Below are 23,195 nucleotides of genomic sequence, written 5' to 3' on the forward strand. Positions count from 1 at the left end.
ACGTCGCTACGCTGGAAATCGGCATCCAGCTACTTTCGGCAATCGACCAGACACGCCCTAGTTGTCGCCGCTGTTTCCCCGGTAGGCCATGGTTGTCATCAAAGCCATCTCGGGCTGTGTCGTATCCATCCGGGAATATTGGACCATGATGGGAACGTCGGACTCCACCAGAATCGAATAGGGAACACCGGGCGGAACCCTTTGACCGTCTTCGCTTTTCAGCTGATCCAACCGGACATGGCGGGTGCGGACAGCCGGACATTCGACTGGAAACCCCGTGACCGGCTCCCGATCCTCAAAAAACAAGGTCAACTCGACTTGGGCATCCCTTTCCCCCGTGTTGAGAAGACAGACCGCTTCGTGGCTGGGAAAACGGCCGGAACTGTGCTCCGGAAAATAGGCATCCGGAACCAACCACACTTTTCCCCCGTACGGTTTCACTTTTTCTCCCCCTTTTCGGTTTCCTTACCAACTGGCACCGCCGATGCCTCGCTCCTGAATTTTTTCCAGGTAACCGCTTTCGAAAAAGGCCTGCATCGGATCTTGCGGGAGGCCCATTTCCTCCCGTACCACCTGCAACAAAGGTTCGACATCTTGTTCAAATGCCTCGCGTATGAGGGCCTCCGCCCGGAGGACATCCTGATCGGCCTGCGCCTCGGACAAAGCCTCCCAATGAATCAACAGCGCTTTAGCGAAATAGGTCTGCACATTGAGCACGGAACGGATCATCGCCGGGATCTTCGGCTCGATATTATGACTTTGGTCGATCATATAAGCGATCCGCTGAGCCGTTTTTTGTACACTGGGGCGGCGATCATCCCGCAAGGCGGCCAGAATCTGATAAAAAATGAGAAACAGTTCGTACGGATTGGTCGTACCGACGATCAAATCATCATCCGCATATTTGCGCGAGTTGAAGTGAAACCCGCCGAGCCGCTCTTCATCCAGGAGGATGGCAACGATGTGTTCCACATTAGTCCCCTGGGGATGGTGACCGGTGTCAACGAGCACTTCCGCTTGCGGCCCCAGCTTTAAGGCCGTATTGTAAGCCATCCCCCAATCGGCCAAATCGGTATGGTAGAATGCCGGTTCAAAAAACTTATATTCGATCAACAGTCGCATATCGTCATCCAGGGCCTGATACGTCTCACGAAGGGCCTCTTCCATCCAATGTTTTCGCTGTCGAATATCGGCTTGACCCGGATAATTCGTCCCGTCAGCGAGCCACAGGCTTACGATATCGGATCCAACCGCTTTTGCAATCTCCACACATTGAAGGAGGTGATCGATCGCTTTCCGGCGGACGGATTGATCCGCGTTGGTAATGCTTCCAAACATGTAGTCATCTTCTTGAAAAAGATTCGGATTGACGGCGCCGATCCGAAGACCGAGAGATTCCGCATGTTCCCGCAATCGGCCGTAATCCTCCACCTGATCCCAGGGGATGTGTACAGCGACAGAGGGACTCATCCCTGTCAACCGATGGACTTGGGCCGCATCCTCCAATTTTTCAAAGGGGGTTCGGGGAACCCCCGCTTTCTTAAAGACTTTGAACCGGGTCCCCGAGTCCCCGTACCCCCAGGAAGGAGTCTCGATTTTCAATCCCTTCAATGTCTGTTTCACAGCCTCTAACTCGATTCCACGGCTGCGCTGATGAGCCTCAAACACCTGAATTCTCGCATCGTTCATCATGGGAGCCCCCTTTTTCAAATTTTTTGATCGGGATTCTTATCGTGTGAAAGCCGCCGGCACGCCTCCGTCCACTGTGATCATGCAACCAGTGGTTTTGGCCGCTTTGGATGAAGCCAAAAAGGCGATCGCCTCGGCGACATCCTTCGGAAGCACATTCTCCTTCAGGGTGGTTCGTTGACGGTAATGCTCTTCCAATTGATCCGGTTCAATCCCATAAGCGGCCGCCCGCTCTTTCCGCCACCGGGAATTCCAGATCGCCGACCCTTGCAGTACCGCATCGGGGAGGACAGTGTTCACACGGATACCATAGGATCCGCCCTCTGCGGCGATGCAACGGGCCAAGTGTGCTTCCGCCGCTTTGGCGGTGCTGTAAGCTCCGGCGTTTTTGCCGGCATAAACGGAATTTTTGGAACCGACAAACACCATGGAACCTCCGGTTCCCTGCTGTTTCATGAGATGGAAGGCTTCCCGGGCGACGAGGAAATAACCGGTGGCCAGCACATTCATGTTTAAGTTCCACTCGTCGAGGGAGGTTTCATCCAGGGGGCTGGACGTCGCCAAGCCCGCATTGTTCACCACGATATCGACACCGCCGTAGAAGCGAACCGCTTCCCGGTAAGCTGACTGCACCTTCCCTTCATCCGTGACGTCCAGTTCCACCGCCAGGGCCCTTCCTTCGCCGGCCTGTTCGTTCAACTCATCAGCTAACTGTTCCGCGCCGTCCCGATTCAAGTCGGCCAACACGACGTGGGCCCCTTGCTGAACCAGATGACGGGCCGCCGCACTGCCGATACCGCCGGCTCCTCCGGTAATCAAGGCAACCTGTCTGGAAAACTCCGCTTCCGGAGGAGCGAGGGACAGCTTATACAGCTCCAGAGGCCAGTATTCCACACCGAAGGACTCTGCCTCGTTGAGGGACACAAAATTCCCCAGCACCGAAGTCCCCTTCATCACGGCGATCGCGCGATGATACAGCGCCGCACTCACTCTAGCCATCACTTTGCTCTTACCGGTGGTCACCATCCCGAGGCCGGGGATGAGGATCACCCGGGGAACCGGCTCAAACATGGTGTCGCTTTCCCCTTTATAACGATCAAAGTAGGCCCGGTACGCCTCTTCATAACGGCTGATACCCTCTTTGAGCCGGCGAATGAGATCCGTAACATCCCGAGTGGCGGGGTTCCAATCCACATACAGCGGAACGCGTTTCGTATGGACCAGATGATCGGGACACGCGGCCCCGACTTGGGACAGTCGCGGGGCGTCTGCACTGTTGACAAACTGCATCACGTCGTCCGTATCATCGAAATGGACAATCATCTTTTTTCCGGCCCCGACCAAGCCGCGAACCGACGGAAGAACCTCGGCGATGATCCGCTTGCGTTCATCCGGTTTCAACGGATCATATTCGGCCCCGTTAAACAGCCTTTCACCCGCGTTTTCTACCCGTTGGGCGATATAATCTTCAGCCTCTTGGATGATCTGGATCGTCGAATGATAGCACTCTTCCGAGGTGTCGCCCCAGGTGACGAGACCGTGCTTTTCCATCAACACCAGCTCGGCCTTCGGATGACTGCGCACCCGCTCGGCAATCATTTTTGACAACTGGAATCCGGGGCGGATATAGGGAACCCAAACAAAACGGTCTCCGTATATGTTCTGAGCAATCTCCTTTCCGTTATCGGAACAGCAAATGCTGATGATCGCGTCCGGGTGCGTGTGATCCACATGCTTAAACGGTAAAAACGCATGGAGAAGCGTTTCGATCGACATGCGGGGGTGGTTCTGATCCATCATACAATGGGTGAGATCGGAGACCATTTCTTCATCACTCATCTCTTCCCGTTCCATCAGCGGGAGGACATCATCCAGCTTTAATGCCGTAAAATGTTTGGCTTTCATCGTCGCAAGATCCGACCCGCTTCCTTTGACCCACATCACAGAAACCTCTCGACCGCGGAAATCGGTTTCCGTTGTCTTCATGGACGTATTTCCGCCGCCCCAGTTGGCGACCGTACGATCTTGACCAAGTCGATTGGAACGGTAAACGAGTTCTTCGATCCCCTGCAGCGAATCGGCTTTCTGCTTCTCCCAAAGGTTCACCGGCATTCTCATCCCTCCAAATGTATTTTTGTTTACTTTTGATTATATCTGTTTAATCGAGAAAACGGAAGGGGAAATATCAAAGTTATTCGGTATCTTGGCTTCTGATCCAAATCGTAGCCGTCACAAAATAAAACAGCGCCGGGTAAATGGTTATGTGTTTATACAGATCCAAGTCCATCTTCCCTATAAAAACTCCGACAGCCAGGAGAAGCATTCCGATCAGACTGGCTAAAGCCAACACACCCGCCGTGTTGATCGATTTTTCGAAATGACCCGATACTTGGCCGCGATGGAATTCTGCTTTTTCCTTTTGTTTTTGTTTGATTTTTTCTTGAATGATTTTTTCTTTTTCTTCCTCTTCCGGATACGTTTCTCTAGCTCCGAAACATCCGCTCAACAGGATATAACTGGCCATGGTCACCAACCAAGTGGGCACAAACAAGAAGTATAAATGGATGATCTGAAAGCGATCCATACATACAGCGAACACAACTCCGATGATCCAACTGAACAAAGCCGGCAGATTGATGTTTAATTTCTTATATTTCGCCCAATATCGCGTCCATCCGATTTTAGGGAAAATCCAATGTTCCGTAAAAACAACCGTGCCGACAGGGACCAAAATAAGCCCCATATATCCCACAAAATCCAGGAGCTGAGTAAAGACAAACGGAAAGCAAGCAACCACGGCCGTAACCATACCAGTAAGCATGGTTACACTTTTCACGGAATATCGATGAAAAATGGTTTGAAAAGCTAAACCGGCTCGGTATAAAGTCGGATTGGAGGTTGTCCACCCCGCGATGATCACCGCCAGAATTCCCACACTGCCCATGACTTGATAGGCGACCTCACCGGAATCCAAGCGGGATACGGTTGTATTCAGCATGGACGCGGCAGCGGCACCCATCATCCCGGCACAGATCCAAGCCGCATAATGTCCGAAAAAAACGCCTACCGCCGAAGAAAACCCATATTTATACGTTTTGGCAAACCGAAAAATCGCCATATCACTCAATCCGCCATGCATCGCCAGGTTTGCGATCCATGCGAAAGCCATGACATGAAGCATTCCCAACTCTTCGCCGCCTGGAACGGCCTTTTGTCCCGTCCATATCTTTTCATCGGCGATGGTGATGAAATCAGAAAAGGAATGGAATCCGGAAACGGTATCTGAGAATCGGACCAGATCCGGCAAGGCCACCAGTGCTCCGCTGATAAAAATCAACAACAACCAAGGAGCACATATGGAAGAAAACTGAGCCACGGATTTAAAACCCAGAGCGGACACAATCGCCACGATGGAACCAATGATCAAGACGAGAAGCACAAAAGACCCGTGAGTGGGGTACCAATGCGTTTGTACCGGAATATCAAACAATATTCTGATCGAGGAGGCGGAAACCGTAATCATGGCTCCTCCTAAAATACAGTACAAAATACCGTTAACAGCGTTATAAATTTTTTGCATCCACGGACCGGCTATTTTTTTCAAATAAGAATACAGAGTTAATCGAGTGTCTGTAGCAATCGGGGCACAAACAAAGGTCCATGTGAGAACAGCCAATAAGTTTCCGAAAAGCAGCCCCCATAAAACGTCTGTGGTCGTAACCCCCCACATAACAAAAGTGGCACCGATGACAAACTCCGTTCCGGCAACATGTTCACCTGCAAACAGTCCGAGAAAGTGCTTCAATCCCTGCAACCGATGCTTGGCGACGGGTTGATCTTCTTCCGGGATTCCGCGGATCTCCGAGGGATCGAAATCCCTGTTCCTTTCTTCCATCGGTATGGGAATCACCTCTTTTGAATCATTATCCGTCTTAAAAACCGGGCGATCGATCCCCGTTGTATACGGGAATCGATCGCCGCATCTTGTGATAAAAAAGTCTATCGCCCGTTGTCAGGCCTCACGGTATTGATCTTGGGTTTCGGGGGATTCGCCATTCCTTCGCCCAGATAAAAGCCGGTATGCGGCGGCTGATTATAGGCCACATTTTGCCAGGCCACTCCCAACCGGTATACCGGATCATGCATCAAGGTATAGATCCGATGATCGGTCACGGATGTGGTGGTATAAATTCGCAATTCCGTGCTGTCCTCCGACCTCCAAACGGCCTCTTCCCGCCAGTCACCCAAAATGTCGGCCTGTAAGGACGGATTTCCTTTCGTCCCATTATTGGAGTAAGTCCCCTCAGCGGTGAACAGATCCACTGTCTGGTTTTTTTCATAATCCCATTTGGCGATTTTGCCGACTCCCTTTTCTTCATCCCAGTCATGATCGAGAAGCTCGCGGGTCAAATCTCCATCCCACCAAATGGCGAAATTGGCCGGCGGAATCTTCGTGGAAATTTTCTCTCCTTTAGCTGTATACAACCCTCCGGATGAACTGTTCCAGGCACCATCGACTGCCCAAGACTCCGCCCCAGGATGTCTCGGGTCGATATCGGCGGACAGTCCTCTCCCCACATCATAATCCGTCGGAACTCCCCAGATCAGTTCTCCGGTTTCCGCATCCCGGAACTCAATACCCGCCTCATTGGGTGCTTCCTCATGGACTTGAAACACCTCCATACCGGGTCTGCCGGGATCCAAATCGCTCACATGCATAGCATCCCCATGCCCCAAACCTGTGGTGTAAAGACCTTTTCCGTTATGATCGACAGCCATGGCCCCGTAAACGATTTCATCTTTCCCATCGCTGTCCACATCCGCGATACTGAGTTGGTGATTTCCCTGTCCCGCATAATCCTCATGACCGGAATCATCACTGTCAAAGGTCCACAATCGGGTCAATTGGCCGTCTCTGTAATTGTAAGCTGTCAGCATGGTTTTCTCATAATAACCGCGGGCCATGATCAGACTCGGCCTTTTCCCGTCCAGATAAGCGATCCCCGCCAGAAAGCGGTCCCCTCGATTTCCGTAACAATCACCCCAGTCGCAAATATTCCCTCTTTCAGGCGAAAACGGCTTTGTCACCAATTCCTTACCCGTCTCTCCGTCAAACACCGTAAGATATTCCGGGCCCGATAAGATCCGACCCTCTTCATTGCGGTAATCCGCATCCGGGTCGCCGATGACTTTCCCGGTTCCGTCCGTGGTGCCATCCGCTGTTTTCAGGGCCACTTCCGCCTTGCCGTCACCATTCAAATCATAGACCATAAACTGTGTATAGTGGGCGCCTGCGCGGATATTCTTTCCCAATCCCATCCGCCACAGATGGGTACCATCCAGCTCGTAGGCGTCCAAGAAAACTTCTCCGGTGATTCCGGACTGTGAATTATCCTTCGAATTGGAAGGATCCCACTTCAGGATGATTTCATACTGACCGTCGCCGTCAAGATCCCCCACACTGGCATCATTAGCCCGGTAGGTATAGGTGGAGCCGTCCGGATTCTTACCATCAGCCGGTTTCTGAAGCGGAAGGGAAAGAACATTTTTGTTCCACACGCTGACCGTCTCGGATTTCGGCTGTTCCTTCCCTTTCACAACCGCACGTACTTCATAGGTTGAATCGGCGGTTCCCTTTCGATCCAAGTAATTGGTGCTGGAACGGATCGGTGAATCATTCACCTTTTTTCCGTCACGATAAAGGTTGAAAGAGGTGGATGGGTGATCGGTACCCAGTAACCGCCAACTCACAAAGACACCCTCATCCACTTTCACAGCCACAGGGCTTCGATCCAAATCTTCCATCTGACGAGCAGGAGCCGGTTTCGCTCCAACCCATTGGGGAACGCAAAAGGACGCGATCAAAAGAACTCCCAGTCCAATCAAAGTCGATTTCCTTCGTAAAGGAGACCTTTTTTTCGCCATTGCTTTCACTCTCCTTCTAAAGGACTTTTCTATTTTTCAAATTAAGGGTTTAACTCGTCATTTTGAATCCCCCCTTTGGTCAGTCCAGCAAACCGAGCATTTTCGGTATCGACAGGCTGATCTCAGGTATAAACGCAACCAACAGCAGACCCGCAACCAGCGGAATATAGAAAATGAGCAACGACCGAATGATTCTCTCGATGCTGACTCCACTGACACTGCTTCCGATAAACAGGACGGTACCGATCGGGGGTGTTGTAACCCCGATCGCCAAACTCATGGTCATAATCATGCCGAAATGAACCGGGTCTAAGCCCAGTTGCATCGCTATCGGGAACAGAATCGGAGTGAAAATCAACAAAGCGGGCGCGATATCCATAAATGTGCCAACAAGTAACAAAAGTCCGACCATGATCAGCAAGATGACATGGTTGTTATCCGATACAGATAACAATGCATGGGTTACGGTTTGGGGAATGCGCGCATAGGCCAGGATCCAGGACATCACCGTAGAGGCCCCGACCAGCAATAAAATCATTCCTGAAAAAACAACCGTATCCTTTAGGATCTTGGGGATATCGGACCAATTTAAACTGCGATAAATCAGACTGAGAACCAGCGCATAAAAAACGGCGATAGCCGCTCCTTCTGTTGCCGTGAATATCCCCATCGCAATCCCGCCGATCACGACCACAACCAGAAGCAGACTGGGGATCGCCTCCCAAACCGTTTTCAGTCCTTCTTTCCAATGAACAGGATCCGCCACGGGGTATTTTTCCTTTTTAGCGATGGCATAAGCCACAATCAATACCAATAACGCCATCATGAAGCCGGGTAAATATCCCGCCAGAAACAACGCTCCGATGGAAGTCCCCCCGCTTAACAAGGAATAAAGGATGGGGATTCCACTAGGCGGAATCACCAAACCGGTCGGGGCTGAAGCAATATTGACGGCGGCGGAATAGGCCGGATCATAACCTTCTTTCTTTTGCAAAGGACTCATGATTTTGCCCATGGTGGCCGCCGAAGCGATGGCCGATCCCGAAATAGCGCCGAAAAGCATATTTCCAATCACATTCGTGTGCGCCAGCGATCCCGACATCCTCCCGCCTATCAATTTCGCCAAATGAATCAGTCTTTGCGCGATACCCCCGTTATTCATAATACTGCCGGCAAGCATAAAGAAAACGAGAGCCAGTAAAACAAAACTGTCGATACCGGTAATGATCTGTTGAGAAGTCACAATCAGAGAAGAGTCGGCCGGCATGATAAACAAAGCCGCCACAAAGGAAGAGACGGCAATACTGACGGAAATCGGTACGCCGATAAACAGGAATACGAAAAATACCAGAAAGAGTACAAGGCCTGCCAGCATCGCAGTCTCCATCACGATTCACTTCCTTGTACATCGGATCGAAACCAGTTCCGTATGTTCATGATTTGATAAAGGATGATCACAACACCTGAAAAAGGAAGAATGAGATAGATCCACCCCATGGGTACACCTAAAATGGGGGACGTTTCGGTCATCGTGGACCGAACCATCATACTGCCGCCAATCACCAAAACCGACAAGGAGAAAATTAGAACGATCAGATCATTGAAGATCCGAAGCCGCCGATACGACCTTCCTTTGAATCGGTCCCTCAAAAAAGTGAGTGCTAAATGTTGGTCGGTTCCAAATGCATAGCTGGCTCCAAGCATCGCAATCCATATCAAGGAAAATCGCAACACCTCTTCGGTGACCACGCTTGGATTCTGGAGAACATAACGGGTGAATACCTGCCAAAGAGCCCCCAACAGCAAGAAAATAATCAGGACACTGGAAACACTCAATAAGAATCGATCCAGTATTTTTCTTACCTGATCCAATCCTCATCCCCCCTGAATCTCCTCTTTATTCAAGTTCCTTGAAACGGTCCAATATTTTCGCTATATCGGGATCTTCACGTCGGGCTTCTTGAATGAGCGGTTCCACCTTTTTACGAAAAGGCTCCTGTTCCGGGTGATAGAATCGGACCCCCAACTCCTTTTTGGATTCTTCCATACTGCGCTGAAGCAACTTCTCCCATTTTTCAGCGTGATACTTGGTTGATTTTCGGGCCGATTTTTGAATCATTTGTTTCTCTTCTTCCGACAGACGGTTCCATGTGTCCGCGTTCATGACCAAAAAGTCCGGGATTCGGGTGTGTTCATCAAAGGAGAATGTCTTCGCTACTTCGCCGTGATTGGCATCGGTTAGAGCAATCGGACTACTCTCCGCTCCGTCGATAATCCCTTGTTGTAAGCCGGTATAGACTTCCGAAGGAGGTAGCGGGGTCGGTGAAGCCCCTAAAAGCTCCATCGTTTCAATCGAAGTGGTATTATTCATCACCCTGATTTTTAATCCGCGTAAATCGTCCGGATGGTTGATCGGCGTATTTTTAGTGTAAAAACTCCGGGTACCGGCATTGTAATGAGTGATCCCCATCAACCCGACATTCTGTAAATCTTTATACAAGTCCTGAACCGTGCCGGACTGCATCACGCGGCGGTAATGTTCATCATCTTTGAAAACGTAAGGCAAACTGAATACCGAAAAATCAGATGAAAAACTCTCCAAAACGCCGCCATTCACTTTCGCCATATCAATGACCCCGGTCTTTACCAGCTCCAGCATCACTCTTTCATCGCCGAGCACAGCCTCTCCATAAATATCCACGTTTATTTTTCCCTCTGAACGGCGTTCCAGGTCTTCACCAAATTCCTCAAGGCTTCCATAAACAGGACTGGCTTCGCCGTGTATGTGGGCGAGTGTCAAATGTCTTTCCCCGATCCCTTCATTCCCATTCTGAGCCCCGCTCGGATCGGCATTGGAAGCCGAACAGGCCGTGATGGAAAGAATGACGAGCCCCCATAACAATAAGCCGACACGTTTCAATACCTGTCACCTCACCAATGATCGAGTGAAAACCCTTACATAATTATTTAATGAACAATCCCTTCGGACTTTTAGCAGTTCTCTATATTGATCGTAATCATCGATTAAAATCCCGTCTTATTAAATCAGGAATCATCATCTCAATATCGGAATCGTTTTTAAAAGTGGACCGTTCTTCCCTTTTTACCCCAGGGAACACCGGCTTCACCGGGCAAACGCCACTTATGAAAACACGCCATCAATGCATCACTCAGGCCCTCCACCCATCTGAATTTCGTATCCGGGTTCCGTTTTACGAACGTTTTCGGGAAAGACACCACCTCAGGAACGGACTGATGCATGCCGCTGATACATTGGACATGAGTCATAGCAGCTTCCGGACCGCAAAGAATATCTCGATTTCCGGCTTCTGCCGCTTGAAGACAGGTCCTCAACTTTGCCAAATGATCTTCTTCCGGATCTTGATAAACCTTTTTGGTACCGTCGTGAAAATGAGCGATCATGTGGCCCTTTCCCTGATGAGAGTGATAGGTAATCACCGCTTTTTCAAACTCGAATACAAAGCGAGGCCCCGCTTCTTCTTCTGCCGCATGGGAGGCAAAAAAAAGAAGCTCCGTACCCTCTTTTGTTTGGACTCTGACCGCACAGGTATCGAAATTCTCTATCTCATTGGCACGATAAAGTTCCGCCGTCAGTTGTTCTATTTCAACACTTCTCTCTTTTTCCGGGCCCAATAGATAAAACATATGATGCAGAAAATGGGACGTGGCATTATTCGCCACACTATCCAGAATGATATCGCCGTTTGCACTGTATTTTCTCCCGGCCCAGGAAGCCCGTTTATAGTAGTCTTCATTGCGGGGCCAGAGGACGATGGTTTTGAACCGTTTGGCTTTCCCAAACCGGCCGCTCAGCACATCCGCTTTCAAGCGTTGGATGGAGGGAGTGAAGGACCAGTTAAAACCGATCGCTACAAATTTCCCTGTGCGATCTCGGGTTTCCATGATTTGTCGGGCACCCTCAACCGTTGTACTCATGGGTTTTTCGCATAGAACGTGACTTCCGTGGGATAAAGCATAACAGGTTTGTTGCGCATGAAAATGAATCGGTGTGGAGATCACAGCCAAATCGGCATCCCATTGTTCATAAAACGCTTCCAATGAAGAAAAGACAGGAATATTGTTTTGGACAATCCGATCGTAATATTCACTCAGGGTCGGATGAATATCGACGACACCCTTAATGGTGTGTTGTAACGATCGATCGAACAATTCCTTCAGATATAAACGGCCGTATCCGCCTATACCGACTAAGACCGTGGAAACGTGTTTGTTCATTCGATTTTCTCCTCTCCGGTATGTGGATGAACCATCGATTCGGACAAGAGGATCATCAACCGTCCTGTATCGTTCTATGAAACGGTCACATGAACCGCTTTTTTCTGGGCGATCAGGGAAAGCTCGGCCGCTTTGAAGGTATGGACCTGAGTCATCGCTTTTTCGGTTCCATGCAAACAGTCGGAGATGAGTTGACCAAAATAGGGAAACCCCACTTTTCCTTTCAAAGAAAAATGCTTCTCTCCTTCATGGTTCACCAGATAGAGATGTTCCCCCTTACCATCCCGGGTCAGATCGATATATTTTCTCAATTCGATCGAGCCGTCCGTTCCAAGGATGAAAGTCCTTCCGTCTCCCCATGTTCGCAAACCATCCGGCGTAAACCAATCCACCCGAAAATAATTCGCCGCCCCATTGTCGGCGATCAAGGAAGCATCTCCGAAATCGTCCAACTCCGGGTACTCCGGATGCGCATAATTGGCCACTTTGCTGTGAACGACACGGGCATCCCGGGCATCGGTATAATACAGGAATTGTTCGATTTGATGACTTCCGATATCGCATAAGATTCCGCCATAGGAGGACCGTTCAAAAAACCAGGAAGGCCGGGTTTCCGCCTGAAGCCGATGCGGCCCGAGACCCAGAACCTGCAGGACACGTCCGATCGCTCCCGCCTGAATCAACCGACCGGCGAAGACCGCGCTCTCAACATAAACCCTTTCACTATAGAAGACCGCCCATTTTAATCCGGTTTCCTCCGTTTTGCGACGGGCTTTTTCCAACTGTTGAAGTGTGGTAAAGGGGGCCTTGGCTGAAAAGTAATGTTTGCCGGCATTCATCACCCGGATCCCGAGGTCACACCGTAGATAGGGAATCGTTGCCCCGGCTACCAAATGGATCGTTTCATCCTCCAGAATGACCTCTTCGGAAGAAGCCCTTTGGGCTTGAGGAAACGTCTCAACGAATCGATCCACTTTTTTTTCATCGGAATCATACACCCATTTCAATTCTGCACCCGCCTCTATCAAACCCCGACACATTCCATAAATATGACCGTGGTCCAACCCGATGGCGGCAAAGGAAAATTCTCCGGGACCCACTACAGGGCCCGGATTCTCTAAAGGGATACCTTCGATAAAGTCCGATTTGTGCAAAGAAAACCACTCCTTTCTATACGACTTCTTTTTCCATTTAATCGTTCATACATCATGAATCATCCTGCTTACACATGCTCCAGGTAACGATCCTTCATCGTTTGAAGGGTTTGATCGCCGGGTTGATCCCAAATCGCCTGATTGATAATCTCCACCTCGATCGGCCCGTTATAACCGGCTTCTTCCACCGCTTGTCGGATGCGCCGGATTTCAATGACTCCGTCTCCCATCATCCCGCGTCCTTTAAACAGATCCGGCACGGGAACAATCCAGTCGGAAACGTGAAAACCCAGGATATGATCACCGGCACGGGCGATTTGTTGATAGAGATCCGGATCCCACCAAACATGAAAAACATCCACAACGACGCCCACTTGTGTTGATTGTAACCTTTCCCGGATGGCGTTCGCCTGGCCCAATGTCACGATTACCGACCGATCGGCGGCATACATGGGATGAAGCGGTTCAATTCCTAGTTTCACCCCACACTCTTTGGCATAGGGAATCAGTTGCTCGATACCTTCCTCCACCCATTTTCGGGCACTGTCCAGATCGCGGTCGGGTGCCGAGCCGCACACCAGCACTAAAACATCCGTTCCTAATTCCGCCGCTTCCTCCAGGGCCCGCCGATTGTCATCCAGCCTGGATTGACGTTCCGACTTTGAAGCGGCCGGAAACATGCCCCCGCGACACAGACTGGATACGCGCAAACCCGCATCACGAATCATTTTTCGGCTTTTGTTCAGACCGAACTCCTGCAATTTATGGCGCCAAACCGAAATCCACGGAACTTCTGCCCGCAGGCATCCCTCAACGGCTTCGCTCAAATTCCAATTCTCCGTCGTAATCTGGTTCAGACTGAGTCTTTGTATCGAGGGGACCTCTTTCATCAATCGATGTACCTCCTATTGAATCCCTGCTTGTTCCAATACAAGCCTCATCCTTTGCACGGCGAGATCCGGATGAAGCAAAAGGCCCGCTTGATCCGCCAATTCAAACAATTTGGCCAGATGAATCACGGAACGAAACCCTTCCGCCCCTCCAATCATCCGAAAATGAGATTGATGTCCATTGAGGTACGCCACAAAAACGACCCCTGTTTTATAGGCGAATGTCGGTTTTTGGAAGATGTGACGGGATAAAGGGACGGTTTTTTCCATGACCGAATCATAACGTTGAAGATTCCCTTCATCCAGCGCATGCAGGGCCGAAGCCGCGGCCGGCGCAATCGCATCGAATATTCCCAGCAAAGCGTGACTGTATCCTTGCTCATCTCCGCGAATTAAGGATGGATAATGAAAATCGTCCCCCGTATACATGCGAACACCCTCCGGAAGCAGACGGCGCATCTGGATCTCCCGCTGTGCATCAAGCAAAGAAATCTTAATGCCATCGATTTTTTCCTTGTTTTCACGAATGATGCGTAAACAAACGGCCATCGCATCATCCACATGTTCGTAACCCCAGTATCCTTTAAGCTGGGGATCAAACATATCTCCGAGCCAATGCAGAATCACCGGCCGGGAAACGTTGTTTAAGATCTTTCCGTACACCCGTTCATAATCCTCCGGACCTTCAGCACAAGCGGCCAACGCCCGGCTCGCCATCAGGATGATCTGCCCGCCTTCCCCTTCTACCCATTCACACTGTTCTTCATAGGCCGCTTCCACGTCTTCCAGGGTGACACCAGGGGAGGGATCCAGGTGATCGGTACCGGCCCCACAGGCGATTCTCCCGCCGACGGAACGAGCCTCCGCCAGGGAACGGGCGATCAATTCTTTCGCATTTTTCCAATTTAGACCCATCCCGCGCTGTGCGGTATCCATCGCTTCTGCAACCGATAATCCCTGCGACCACAAATAATGACGGTATTTCAACGTGGCCTCCCAATCGATCAAGGCATTCGCTACCGGATCCGAATCGGCGAAAGGGTCACAAACGACATGGGCCGCTGAAAAGGCTGTACGCTTCTCAAAATGTTTCTTTTCCGGAAGCGGATCCGGAGTTGAGCCGCTTAACCGATAAGTGTAAAGGGATCCGCCTTCACGCGGGAGTTTCAAGGTAGTAATCATCGATCGTCTCCTTCCTATATGTTGAGTTCCGGTACATCCACCCAGCGTTTTTCCCGCCACGATTGCAATCCCAGATCCGACAATTGCGTTCCTTTGGCTCCCTCCAAGAAATCCCAAGGAAATGGATCATTCCGAAAGACGTGTTTCAGAAACTTTTCCCACTGGATTTTAAAGGCGTTATCAAACACTTCATTGTTCGGTACGGACTGCCATTGATCCTGAAAATCAAAGGGGTTTTCTATATCCGGATTCCAAACCGGCTTCGGCGTATGGGCCCGGTGCTGTACTTTGCAGTCTCTGAGACCGGCAACAGCACTTCCCTCCACTCCGTCTACCTGAATCGTGAGTAAGTCGTCCCGGTTCACACGCACGGCCCAGGAGGAATTCGCCTGCACGATCACCCCGCCTTCCAATTCAAAGGTGGCGTAAGCGGCATCATCCGCTGTACAATCATAGGTTTTTCCCTTTTCATCGACCCTTTGCGGAATATGCGTCACCCCGAGGCAGGATACGGAACGCACCGATCCGAAGAGATGATCGAGTACATAACGCCAATGGGGGAACATATCGACGATAATGCCTCCCCCGTCTTCTTTGCGATAATTCCAGGAAGGCCGCTGTCCCTCTTGCCAGTCCCCTTCAAAAACCCAATAACCGAACTCCATACGAACGGAAAGAATCTTGCCGAAAAAACCGGCATCGATCAGGCGCTTCAGCTTCAAAAGACCGGGAAGAAACAGCTTATCCTGAACCACTCCGTTCTTAACCCCCGCCTTTTTGGCTAACCGGGCCAATTCCAACGACTCCTCGAGGGTCGTCGCCGTCGGTTTCTCGCAATAAATATGTTTACCAGCCTCAATCGCCTTTCGTACCCCGTCGGCGCGCCGCACCGTTGTCTGGGAATCAAAATAGATTTGATTGTGGGAATCGGCCAAGCATTCATCCAGGCGGGTGCTCCAGCGGGGAATATCGTATCGGTTTGCTAAATCTTTCAGTTTCTGTTCATTCCGGCCGACCAGGACAGGGTCCGGCATCAGTACATCTCCGTCGGTGAGGGGGACACCGCCCTGCTCACGGATCGCGACAATGGAGCGAATCAAGTGTTGGTTGGTCCCCATCCGTCCTGTAACTCCATTCATGATGATCCCTATTTGGTGTACAGCCATTGATAATCTCCTTTCTGTGCTCCAATGCAGGTTCATCATAAAAAAAAACCATCACTCCGTCTTATTAAATCGGGAATGATGGTCTCAATATCGGAATTGGTTTTAAAAACCGGATAAGATCATCACATCTTTGCCCGGTAACGATACCGAACCGGTAACCGTTTGCCGGGAGAGCAAATCGATCCATGGTCTTTCTCCCAGATGTATCGTTGCCATTTCTGGACGGTGGTTCAGTACAAACAGAATGGGTTGTTCTTTTTTCCTTCGTTCCGATACTTCGACACCGGACGGGGTTTTCAGAAGCGGTTGGATGCCTTTCTCATCGCACAGAGTGGATAGAAAATCCTTTAAAAATGAGGTTTCCGGGCTGGAAGCGACATACCAGGCCGTTCCCCCACCCCATCGATTTTTTGTCAATACCGGCATTCCTTGATAAAAATCATCCCCGTATTCCGCTACCACTTCAGCACCCTCAGCATGAATCAGATCACAAAGCAAGCCGCATTCATATGTGCCCCTCAGATTTCCTTTTGCTTGTTTCATTACGATCTGATTTTTCTCTTCCGGGTATAATGCATCGATCTCTTCTGCCCAGATCCCCATGACTCGGCGGAGTTCTCCCGGATATCCCCCTGTCACCACCCGATCATTCTCATCGACAATGCCGCTAAAGAACGTCGTCACAAAGGTTCCGCCGCTGTTAACAAACGATTCCACCTTTTCCGCATAGCCCGGCTTCACCATATAAAGGACGGGAGCAATCACGATCGAATACGAATCCAAGTCTTCTTCCACACTGATCATGTCAACGGGGATATTGAATTGATACAAAGCATCGTAATACTTATGCACTTCCTGCTCATACCTCAACGCCACCGAAGGCCCGCTGGACAAATCGACAGCCCAACGGTTTTCCCAGTCAAAAACAATCGCTACCTTCGCTTCGATCCGTGAGTCCAACAATTGATCGGACAACCGGTGGAGTTCCTGCCCCAGATCGGCGCACTCCCGAAAGACACGCGTATGTTCGTGACCGGCATGTTCAATGACAGCCCCGTGGAACTTTTCACACGCACCGATGGAACGACGGAGTTGAAAGAACATGACGGTATCAGCTCCGTGAGCGACCGCTTGATAGCTCCACAGACGCATGACGCCCGGCCGTTTGAGTGAATTGTAAGGTTGCCAGTTTTGCTGGCTCGGCGTTTGTTCCATGAGCATGAACGGTTGACCGCTTTTCAGCCCGCGCATTAGGTCGTGAACCATCGCGGTATAACTGACCGGTGTATCGATGGATGGATAATTGTCCCACGAGACCACATCCAAATCCTTCGCCCACTTAAAATAATCCAGTTCCGGGTAAGTCCCCATCAGGTTTGTCGTAACCGGAATATGAGGAGTATGTCTTTTAATCGCTTTGTACTCCGCCCGGTAACAATCCAAAAGGCTGTCGGACATAAAACGCCGGTAATCAAGGGAGATCCCTTGAAAATTCGTACGGTTATATTCTTCCTCCTCGCTCAATGCATAAGGCGGAACAATCTCCTCCCAATCGTAGAACGTATGCCCCCAGAATCGTGTATTCCAAACCTTGTTTAAACGGTCCAAATCCGTATATCGTTCCTTCAACCAATCCCGAAAGGCCTGAGCACAGCGGTCGCAGTAGCAATAACCCCCATATTCATTGGATACATGCCAGATCAAGACACCGGGATGATTTTTGTATTGTTCAGCCAGACGATCTGCCATCCGTCTGGAGTATTTGCGGTAGGTCGGACTATTGGGGCAAGAGTTATGCCGACCTCCATAGGATCGTTTCCTCCCATAAAAGTCGACACGTAAAACATCCGGATACTTTCTCGCCATCCAGGGCGGATGGGCCGCTGTACTCGTCGCCAGGCACGTGTAAATGCCGTTCCGATAGAGCCGGTCCATCGTTTCATCCAGCCAAGTAAAATCATAAGTTTCCTCATCCGGTTGATTCAGCGCCCACGAAAAAACATTCAAGGTAGCGACATCGATTCCCGCGAGCTTAAACATCCGGATATCTTCATCCCACACGGCCGGGTCATCCCATTGTTCGGGATTATAATCGCCGCCGTACCAGATTTTCGGGAGAGCTTCGTTGATCATGCATCGACACTCCTTTATATGAACTCTATTTTAGGCAGGGAGTCCGTGTTCAACCACGCTCCAGTTACCATCCAGCAAGGAAGTGAAATCTGTCCGCTCCGAACCATCCGGTCGGGCAGGGGCAAAACCTTGTCACGAAACGCCCTCCCTCCAGCTTCTCCGCTGAGTAGGATAGCAAAGGTCGCTTTGGCAGAACAGACTTCCCTTTATTATTAGATAATCAACAACCCGGAACCGTAAGTTCACTCTTTTACGGCTCCGCTAATGATTCCCGCAATAAAATAGCGCTGTAAGAAGAGAAACAGAATAAAAATGGGTAAAATCGAGATTGAGGCTCCAAGCATTAATTGACCGTAATCGATGGACCGTTGCCCGGCAAGAGTCGCCAAAGCGACCGGCAAGGTATACTGTTCCTCCGAAATCAACGCCACCAATGGCCAAAGGAAGTTATTCCATTGATGGGTAAACAAGAAAATCGATACCGCCGTTATGGCAGGGAGCATCGTCGGGATTCCGATCCGAAAAAAAATGAAGAACTCGCCGGCCCCATCCACTCTAGCCGCTTCAATCAGGGAATCAGGAATCGATTGCATATTTTGCCTCATCAAAAAAATCGCAAAGGGATAAGCCAATTGCGGCAAAATAATCGCACTGTACGAATCCAGCAACCCTAAAGTCGAAAATAATTCAAATTGCGGAATCACCAAGGCTTGATAAGGGATCATCATGGAAATCAGAAAGGCAGAAAAGAGAATCTCTTTCCCCCTGAATTGATACTTCGCAAAAGCATACCCGGCAGCGGCGCTTATCAAAACAGCTAAAAACGTATAGGTGATTGTGATGAAAGCCGAGTTCAAAAAAGATCGCCAAATATCAACGGAAGCGAATAAGTGATTCAAATTTTCCATCAAATAGCTTCCAGGGATTAAACGGGGGGGAATCCTTAATGTTTCTCCCGAAGGATTCGTCGCTCCGACGATCATCCAATAGAATGGACCCACGGTTAAAATGACACCCATGGCCAGAATGATGTAGAGAATCGTCTTCTGAATGACGGAATTTCGCATCACCTTTCAACACCCGCCCACTTGAATTGAATCAAAGACAGAACCGCAATGATCAAAACGACGACATAGGCGATGGCTGAGCCATAACCAAAATCAAAGTATTCAAACCCATTGCGATAAAGGTACATCGTAATGGTTGTTGTCGCATGGATGGGTCCGCCGTTCGTCAATGTATAAGGTTCGTCAAAAAGCTGCAAAGTCCCGATCGTTGAGATAACGGCGGCAAACAGGATCACGGGTTTGAGTTGCGGGATCGTAATGGAAAAGAATTGTCTTACCTTACTGGCTCCATCAATGCTGGCCGCTTCATACAAATGCTTGGGGATATTTTGCAATCCGGCTAAAAGAATCACCATATTATAGCCGGTCCATCGCCAAGTGGTAACGAGAATCAAGGAGATCTTGGCCCCCAATGGATCATTGAGCCAGCCTACGGAATTTAAACCCGCTATAGAAAGTAAATAATTGACAAGCCCATAATCCTGATGGAGCAACAACAAAAAGATGATGGAAGCCGCCACGAGTGAGGTAACGGCTGGAGCAAAAAAGGAAACTCTGAAAAAACCTTTGAATCGAATGAATCCCGAGTTTAAAATATTGGCGAGAATCAAAGCCAAAAATAGCATGATGGGAACTTGAAAGACCAAGATAATCAAGGTATTGCCCAACGACTCATAAAATAACCGGTCTTGAAATAACCGAATATAGTTATCCAGTCCGACAAACACACGTCCTTCTTCCGTCGTGGTCTGAAAGCTTAAAATGAAGGAATGGACAATCGGATATGCCGTGAACAATAGAAATAGGACGGCTGCCGGGAATAAAAAGAAGTAGGGGGCCCTTTGTATGGAAACGAAATTATTTCTTTTTTTCGTTTTCCCCTGGGTCGCCGGATTTTCGGGATGTGGCACTGGAGAAGGCGTATTCATCAACATCCACCCTTCATGGTATTTATAGATGGTCGATGACCGTTTTCAGAAGACGGTGTCTACTACACAACACCTCGGTTCACACCGGCTATTGGTTCATCTGCATGCCCCGGTCAACCACGCAGTTTCCTGCGTTTAAGATTCATTGACTTCCCGACCGGTGCTGGGTCCCAGTGTCTGGGTTATATCCTTAAGAACTTGACTCAACGGCTTTCTATTCAATAGCATCGATATGATTTCATCATTGACGATATCATTGGCTCGGGCGTAATCGCTTGTATAATGAACAGACGGCGTTTCTTTCGCAATGGCGGCAAACTCCTTATAAACCGGTTGATGATCGAAATACTCCTGCTTATCCTGAAATTCAGGTTCCTCATAAGCCGCTAACAAGGAAGGAAATAAACCTTGATTCTTTAACCCATCGATTAATAAATCAACCCTCGTTGTCGCAAATTCGCCAAAAGCATAGGCAGCCGCTTTATTTTCAGATGCTTTGGGAATCACCAAATTGGAACCGCCGCCATTGGCCCCAATTCCTTGTTGGTCTTTGAATTGAGGCAGCGGCATCGCCCCCCATTTACCCGATAATTCCGGCATTTGGTCTTTCATGGTTCCGGTCCACCAGATCGCTCCGGGGAGTGTTGCAACCTGTCCATTTTTAAGAGCGGCAACCCGGCCATCCCAATTGGTTACATTGGAAATAATCCCTTCTTCGTTCATTTGATTGATCGTTAAGATCGCCCGAACCGATTCCTCAGAACGAACATCAATATTTCCTTCTTGATCAAAATAAAAAGCACCCTGTTGTTGGAGCATGTATTTATAAAGAGGGACCACTTCATTTAAGGTTAAACCCAGCATTTTCACATCGGTTTTTTCTAAAACTTGCTTCCCGGCTTCCATATAGTCTTCCCAGGTTTGAATCGATGAAGGTTCGACACCGGCCTTTGCAAATAAATCCTTCCGATAAAAAACCCCGACAGGACCTAAATCCCTCGGCATCGCAAAAAAATTTCCGTTTTCATCTTTAACCGCCGCTTCCTTTGCCGGTGCGAAATGTCCGTCGTATCGGTCATAACCCAAATCAGAAAGATTGGTAAAATGATTCGGAAAATGTTCCTGGTAGGAAGGAAGGCGCGTCTCTTCAATCTGAACCAGATCCGGCAGTTGATCCCCCTGGTTAGCTGCTAAACCCGTGATTAGGCGCTGATAAACTTGATCCGGTCCTTGTTTATGAATGTTTACCTGAATGTTGGGGTATTCTTTTTCAAATTCTGGAACAATGGATTGCAGAAAATCGGCCTCCAGTGCCCAGGCCCAAACGGTTATTTCACCGGAAATGTCTTTAAGATTTTCCGGCATTTTTTCTCCTTTTGAATGGTCGATCTTTTGGCAAGCCGGCAATACACTGAAAACCAGTGCAAAGACGAGGCATAGATTCCCGATCTTTTTCAAATCCCATCACCCTTTTTCATCGGTTCTATATCGGCGTGAATTTTCTGTCTTTTATAGTTTAATAACGGATGAAAATCCCGTCTTATTAAATGAGGAATCATTCTCTCAATATCGGAATTGGTTTTGTGCATAAACCAAAAGGAAGACCCCGAATTCCGATTCCATACCATGGATGGAGGGCCTTCCCCGGATCAATGATTTGATTTTGTTGTGTTATCGATCTTTGAAAGCGCTACTGGATATTAAGGTTGCCCTCGCCTGATTGCAGGACCGGCATAGGGCCACCCGTCCTCCATCCAATCAATCCTCCGAATTTGAAGTTTGGGGTTTCCATTGTCCCGAGCATCATAATAATGATGGACAAAATAGTATTGATCGCCCTCCCGGTAAACCGAGCCGCCGCCTTGTCCGATCATGTATCCTTCATTGCCCAGAAATTGCATACCCCCGCCGTTTAGCATGCTTGTACCATCCGGATCGACATAAGGGCCTGTTATGTTTTTCGATCGACCGACCATTGTGCGATAAGTGCTGTCCGTCCCTTGGCAACAGGAATCAAAGGAAACGAAGTGATAGTAATATCCATCCCTTTGGATGATCGAAGGTGCTTCGATGGCGCCGGGAGGCTCTCTTTGTGCAATGGAGTGGATGGAAGGCGTCGGAGATGTGGGTTTCCCGGTTTCCGAGTCCAACTCGATCATCTTAATTCCGCTCCAGAAGGAACCGAATGCCAGCCAGGGCTGTCCGGAATCATCCATAACCAGATTCGGGTCGATCGCATTATAATTGTCCTCCTGCGTCGACCGAAAAACGATCCCTTGATCCTCCCAACGATATTCGGGACTTGAAGGATCCAGCGTTCGGTTGGTGGCCAAACCGATCACCGAATGATTGGAACCAAACGTGGAACCGGAATAATACAAATGGTACCGCCCGTTCATATAATGGATGTCCGGCGCCCACAGGTTCGGAATCGATCCCAGTTCATCCGTAATCCAGGAGGGGATTTGGTCGAAAACGGTACCGATGTACTCCCAGTTACGCATGTCGGTAGAAGTCCTGATTTGAATGTTTCCGTTACCGACTGCTCCGTCAGGGTCTCCGGTAGAAAAAACATAATATTGATCTCCCTCTTTGATCATCGCCGGATCATGCACAAAGTCGTAGTCAGCCGATGGATCAGCCGGAGCCGCCTCCGTTTTCGTCAAAGGCAGAAAAGCCCCGACAATCACGAGCATGCCGGATATCAATCCGGTCACGGCCGTTCGCAGCTTGCTCCTCTTCTTTGGATCAGAAAGAGCATTGGGAACATTTTTCTCCATCTTTTCTTCCTTCCTCTCCCCAT

Annotated in this window: 18 protein-coding genes; all 18 read right to left on the minus strand. The window is 49.5% G+C overall.

Annotated elements, in window-relative coordinates; translation table 11 throughout:
• Positions 1-57: 57 nt before the first annotated feature.
• Positions 58-441 carry a sensory rhodopsin transducer gene (locus CHM34_RS12215; protein WP_094264897.1) on the minus strand — a complete coding sequence of 128 codons (384 nt, stop codon included), beginning with the start codon at positions 439-441 and terminating at the stop codon, positions 58-60.
• A 24-nt stretch (positions 442-465) separates the two neighbouring features.
• Positions 466-1,692 (minus strand): L-rhamnose isomerase, encoded by a 1,227-nt coding sequence (rhaI, locus tag CHM34_RS12220; RefSeq protein ID WP_439116329.1) that lies wholly within the window; start codon positions 1,690-1,692, stop codon positions 466-468.
• A gap of 36 nt (positions 1,693-1,728) precedes the next feature.
• Positions 1,729-3,801 carry a bifunctional aldolase/short-chain dehydrogenase gene (locus tag CHM34_RS12225; RefSeq protein WP_094264898.1) on the minus strand — a complete coding sequence of 691 codons (2,073 nt, stop codon included), beginning with the start codon at positions 3,799-3,801 and terminating at the stop codon, positions 1,729-1,731.
• Between the two features lie 79 nt (positions 3,802-3,880).
• Complete coding sequence (locus CHM34_RS12230; RefSeq protein WP_094264899.1) at positions 3,881-5,584, minus strand: purine-cytosine permease family protein; 1,704 nt, start codon at positions 5,582-5,584, stop codon at positions 3,881-3,883.
• 104 nt (positions 5,585-5,688) lie between these two features.
• The gene (locus tag CHM34_RS12235) at positions 5,689-7,614 is read right to left on the minus strand and encodes a rhamnogalacturonan lyase (protein WP_094264900.1); all 1,926 of its coding nucleotides are present in this window, start codon (positions 7,612-7,614) and stop codon (positions 5,689-5,691) included.
• 79 nt (positions 7,615-7,693) lie between these two features.
• A complete protein-coding gene (locus tag CHM34_RS12240; RefSeq protein WP_094264901.1) occupies positions 7,694-9,001 on the minus strand; it encodes a TRAP transporter large permease in 1,308 nt (435 codons plus the stop codon).
• On the minus strand, positions 9,001-9,486 hold the full coding sequence (locus CHM34_RS12245) for a TRAP transporter small permease (protein WP_094264902.1): 486 nt from the start codon (positions 9,484-9,486) through the stop codon (positions 9,001-9,003). The genes CHM34_RS12240 and CHM34_RS12245 overlap by 1 nt, the downstream gene beginning before the upstream one ends.
• 25 nt (positions 9,487-9,511) lie before the next feature.
• The gene (locus CHM34_RS12250; RefSeq protein ID WP_240511999.1) at positions 9,512-10,534 is read right to left on the minus strand and encodes a TRAP transporter substrate-binding protein; all 1,023 of its coding nucleotides are present in this window, start codon (positions 10,532-10,534) and stop codon (positions 9,512-9,514) included.
• A 158-nt stretch (positions 10,535-10,692) separates the two neighbouring features.
• The gene (locus tag CHM34_RS12255) at positions 10,693-11,871 is read right to left on the minus strand and encodes a Gfo/Idh/MocA family protein (RefSeq protein ID WP_094264903.1); all 1,179 of its coding nucleotides are present in this window, start codon (positions 11,869-11,871) and stop codon (positions 10,693-10,695) included.
• Between the two features lie 74 nt (positions 11,872-11,945).
• Positions 11,946-13,025, minus strand: coding sequence for a Gfo/Idh/MocA family protein (locus tag CHM34_RS12260; protein WP_094264904.1), 1,080 nt, complete (start codon positions 13,023-13,025; stop codon positions 11,946-11,948).
• Between the two features lie 68 nt (positions 13,026-13,093).
• Positions 13,094-13,915, minus strand: coding sequence for a sugar phosphate isomerase/epimerase family protein (locus CHM34_RS12265; RefSeq protein ID WP_094264905.1), 822 nt, complete (start codon positions 13,913-13,915; stop codon positions 13,094-13,096).
• A gap of 15 nt (positions 13,916-13,930) precedes the next feature.
• Positions 13,931-15,097 carry a dihydrodipicolinate synthase family protein gene (locus tag CHM34_RS12270; RefSeq protein WP_094264906.1) on the minus strand — a complete coding sequence of 389 codons (1,167 nt, stop codon included), beginning with the start codon at positions 15,095-15,097 and terminating at the stop codon, positions 13,931-13,933.
• A 14-nt stretch (positions 15,098-15,111) separates the two neighbouring features.
• Positions 15,112-16,263 (minus strand): Gfo/Idh/MocA family protein, encoded by a 1,152-nt coding sequence (locus CHM34_RS12275; RefSeq protein ID WP_094264907.1) that lies wholly within the window; start codon positions 16,261-16,263, stop codon positions 15,112-15,114.
• A 102-nt stretch (positions 16,264-16,365) separates the two neighbouring features.
• The gene (locus CHM34_RS12280; protein ID WP_094264908.1) at positions 16,366-18,396 is read right to left on the minus strand and encodes a beta-galactosidase; all 2,031 of its coding nucleotides are present in this window, start codon (positions 18,394-18,396) and stop codon (positions 16,366-16,368) included.
• A 242-nt stretch (positions 18,397-18,638) separates the two neighbouring features.
• A complete protein-coding gene (locus tag CHM34_RS12285) occupies positions 18,639-19,463 on the minus strand; it encodes a carbohydrate ABC transporter permease (RefSeq protein WP_206093799.1) in 825 nt (274 codons plus the stop codon).
• Positions 19,463-20,191, minus strand: coding sequence for a carbohydrate ABC transporter permease (locus CHM34_RS12290; protein ID WP_338048665.1), 729 nt, complete (start codon positions 20,189-20,191; stop codon positions 19,463-19,465). The genes CHM34_RS12285 and CHM34_RS12290 overlap by 1 nt, the downstream gene beginning before the upstream one ends.
• A gap of 336 nt (positions 20,192-20,527) precedes the next feature.
• A complete protein-coding gene (locus CHM34_RS12295) occupies positions 20,528-21,850 on the minus strand; it encodes an ABC transporter substrate-binding protein (RefSeq protein WP_094264910.1) in 1,323 nt (440 codons plus the stop codon).
• Positions 21,851-22,092: 242 nt separating this feature from the next.
• Positions 22,093-23,172: an arabinan endo-1,5-alpha-L-arabinosidase gene (locus tag CHM34_RS12300; RefSeq protein ID WP_206093800.1), complete on the minus strand. Its 1,080-nt coding sequence runs from the start codon at positions 23,170-23,172 to the stop codon at positions 22,093-22,095.
• Between the last annotated feature and the right edge of the window lie 23 nt (positions 23,173-23,195).

The organism is Paludifilum halophilum, from assembly GCF_002245355.1.
GTDB lineage: Bacteria > Bacillota > Bacilli > Thermoactinomycetales > DSM-45169 > Paludifilum > Paludifilum halophilum.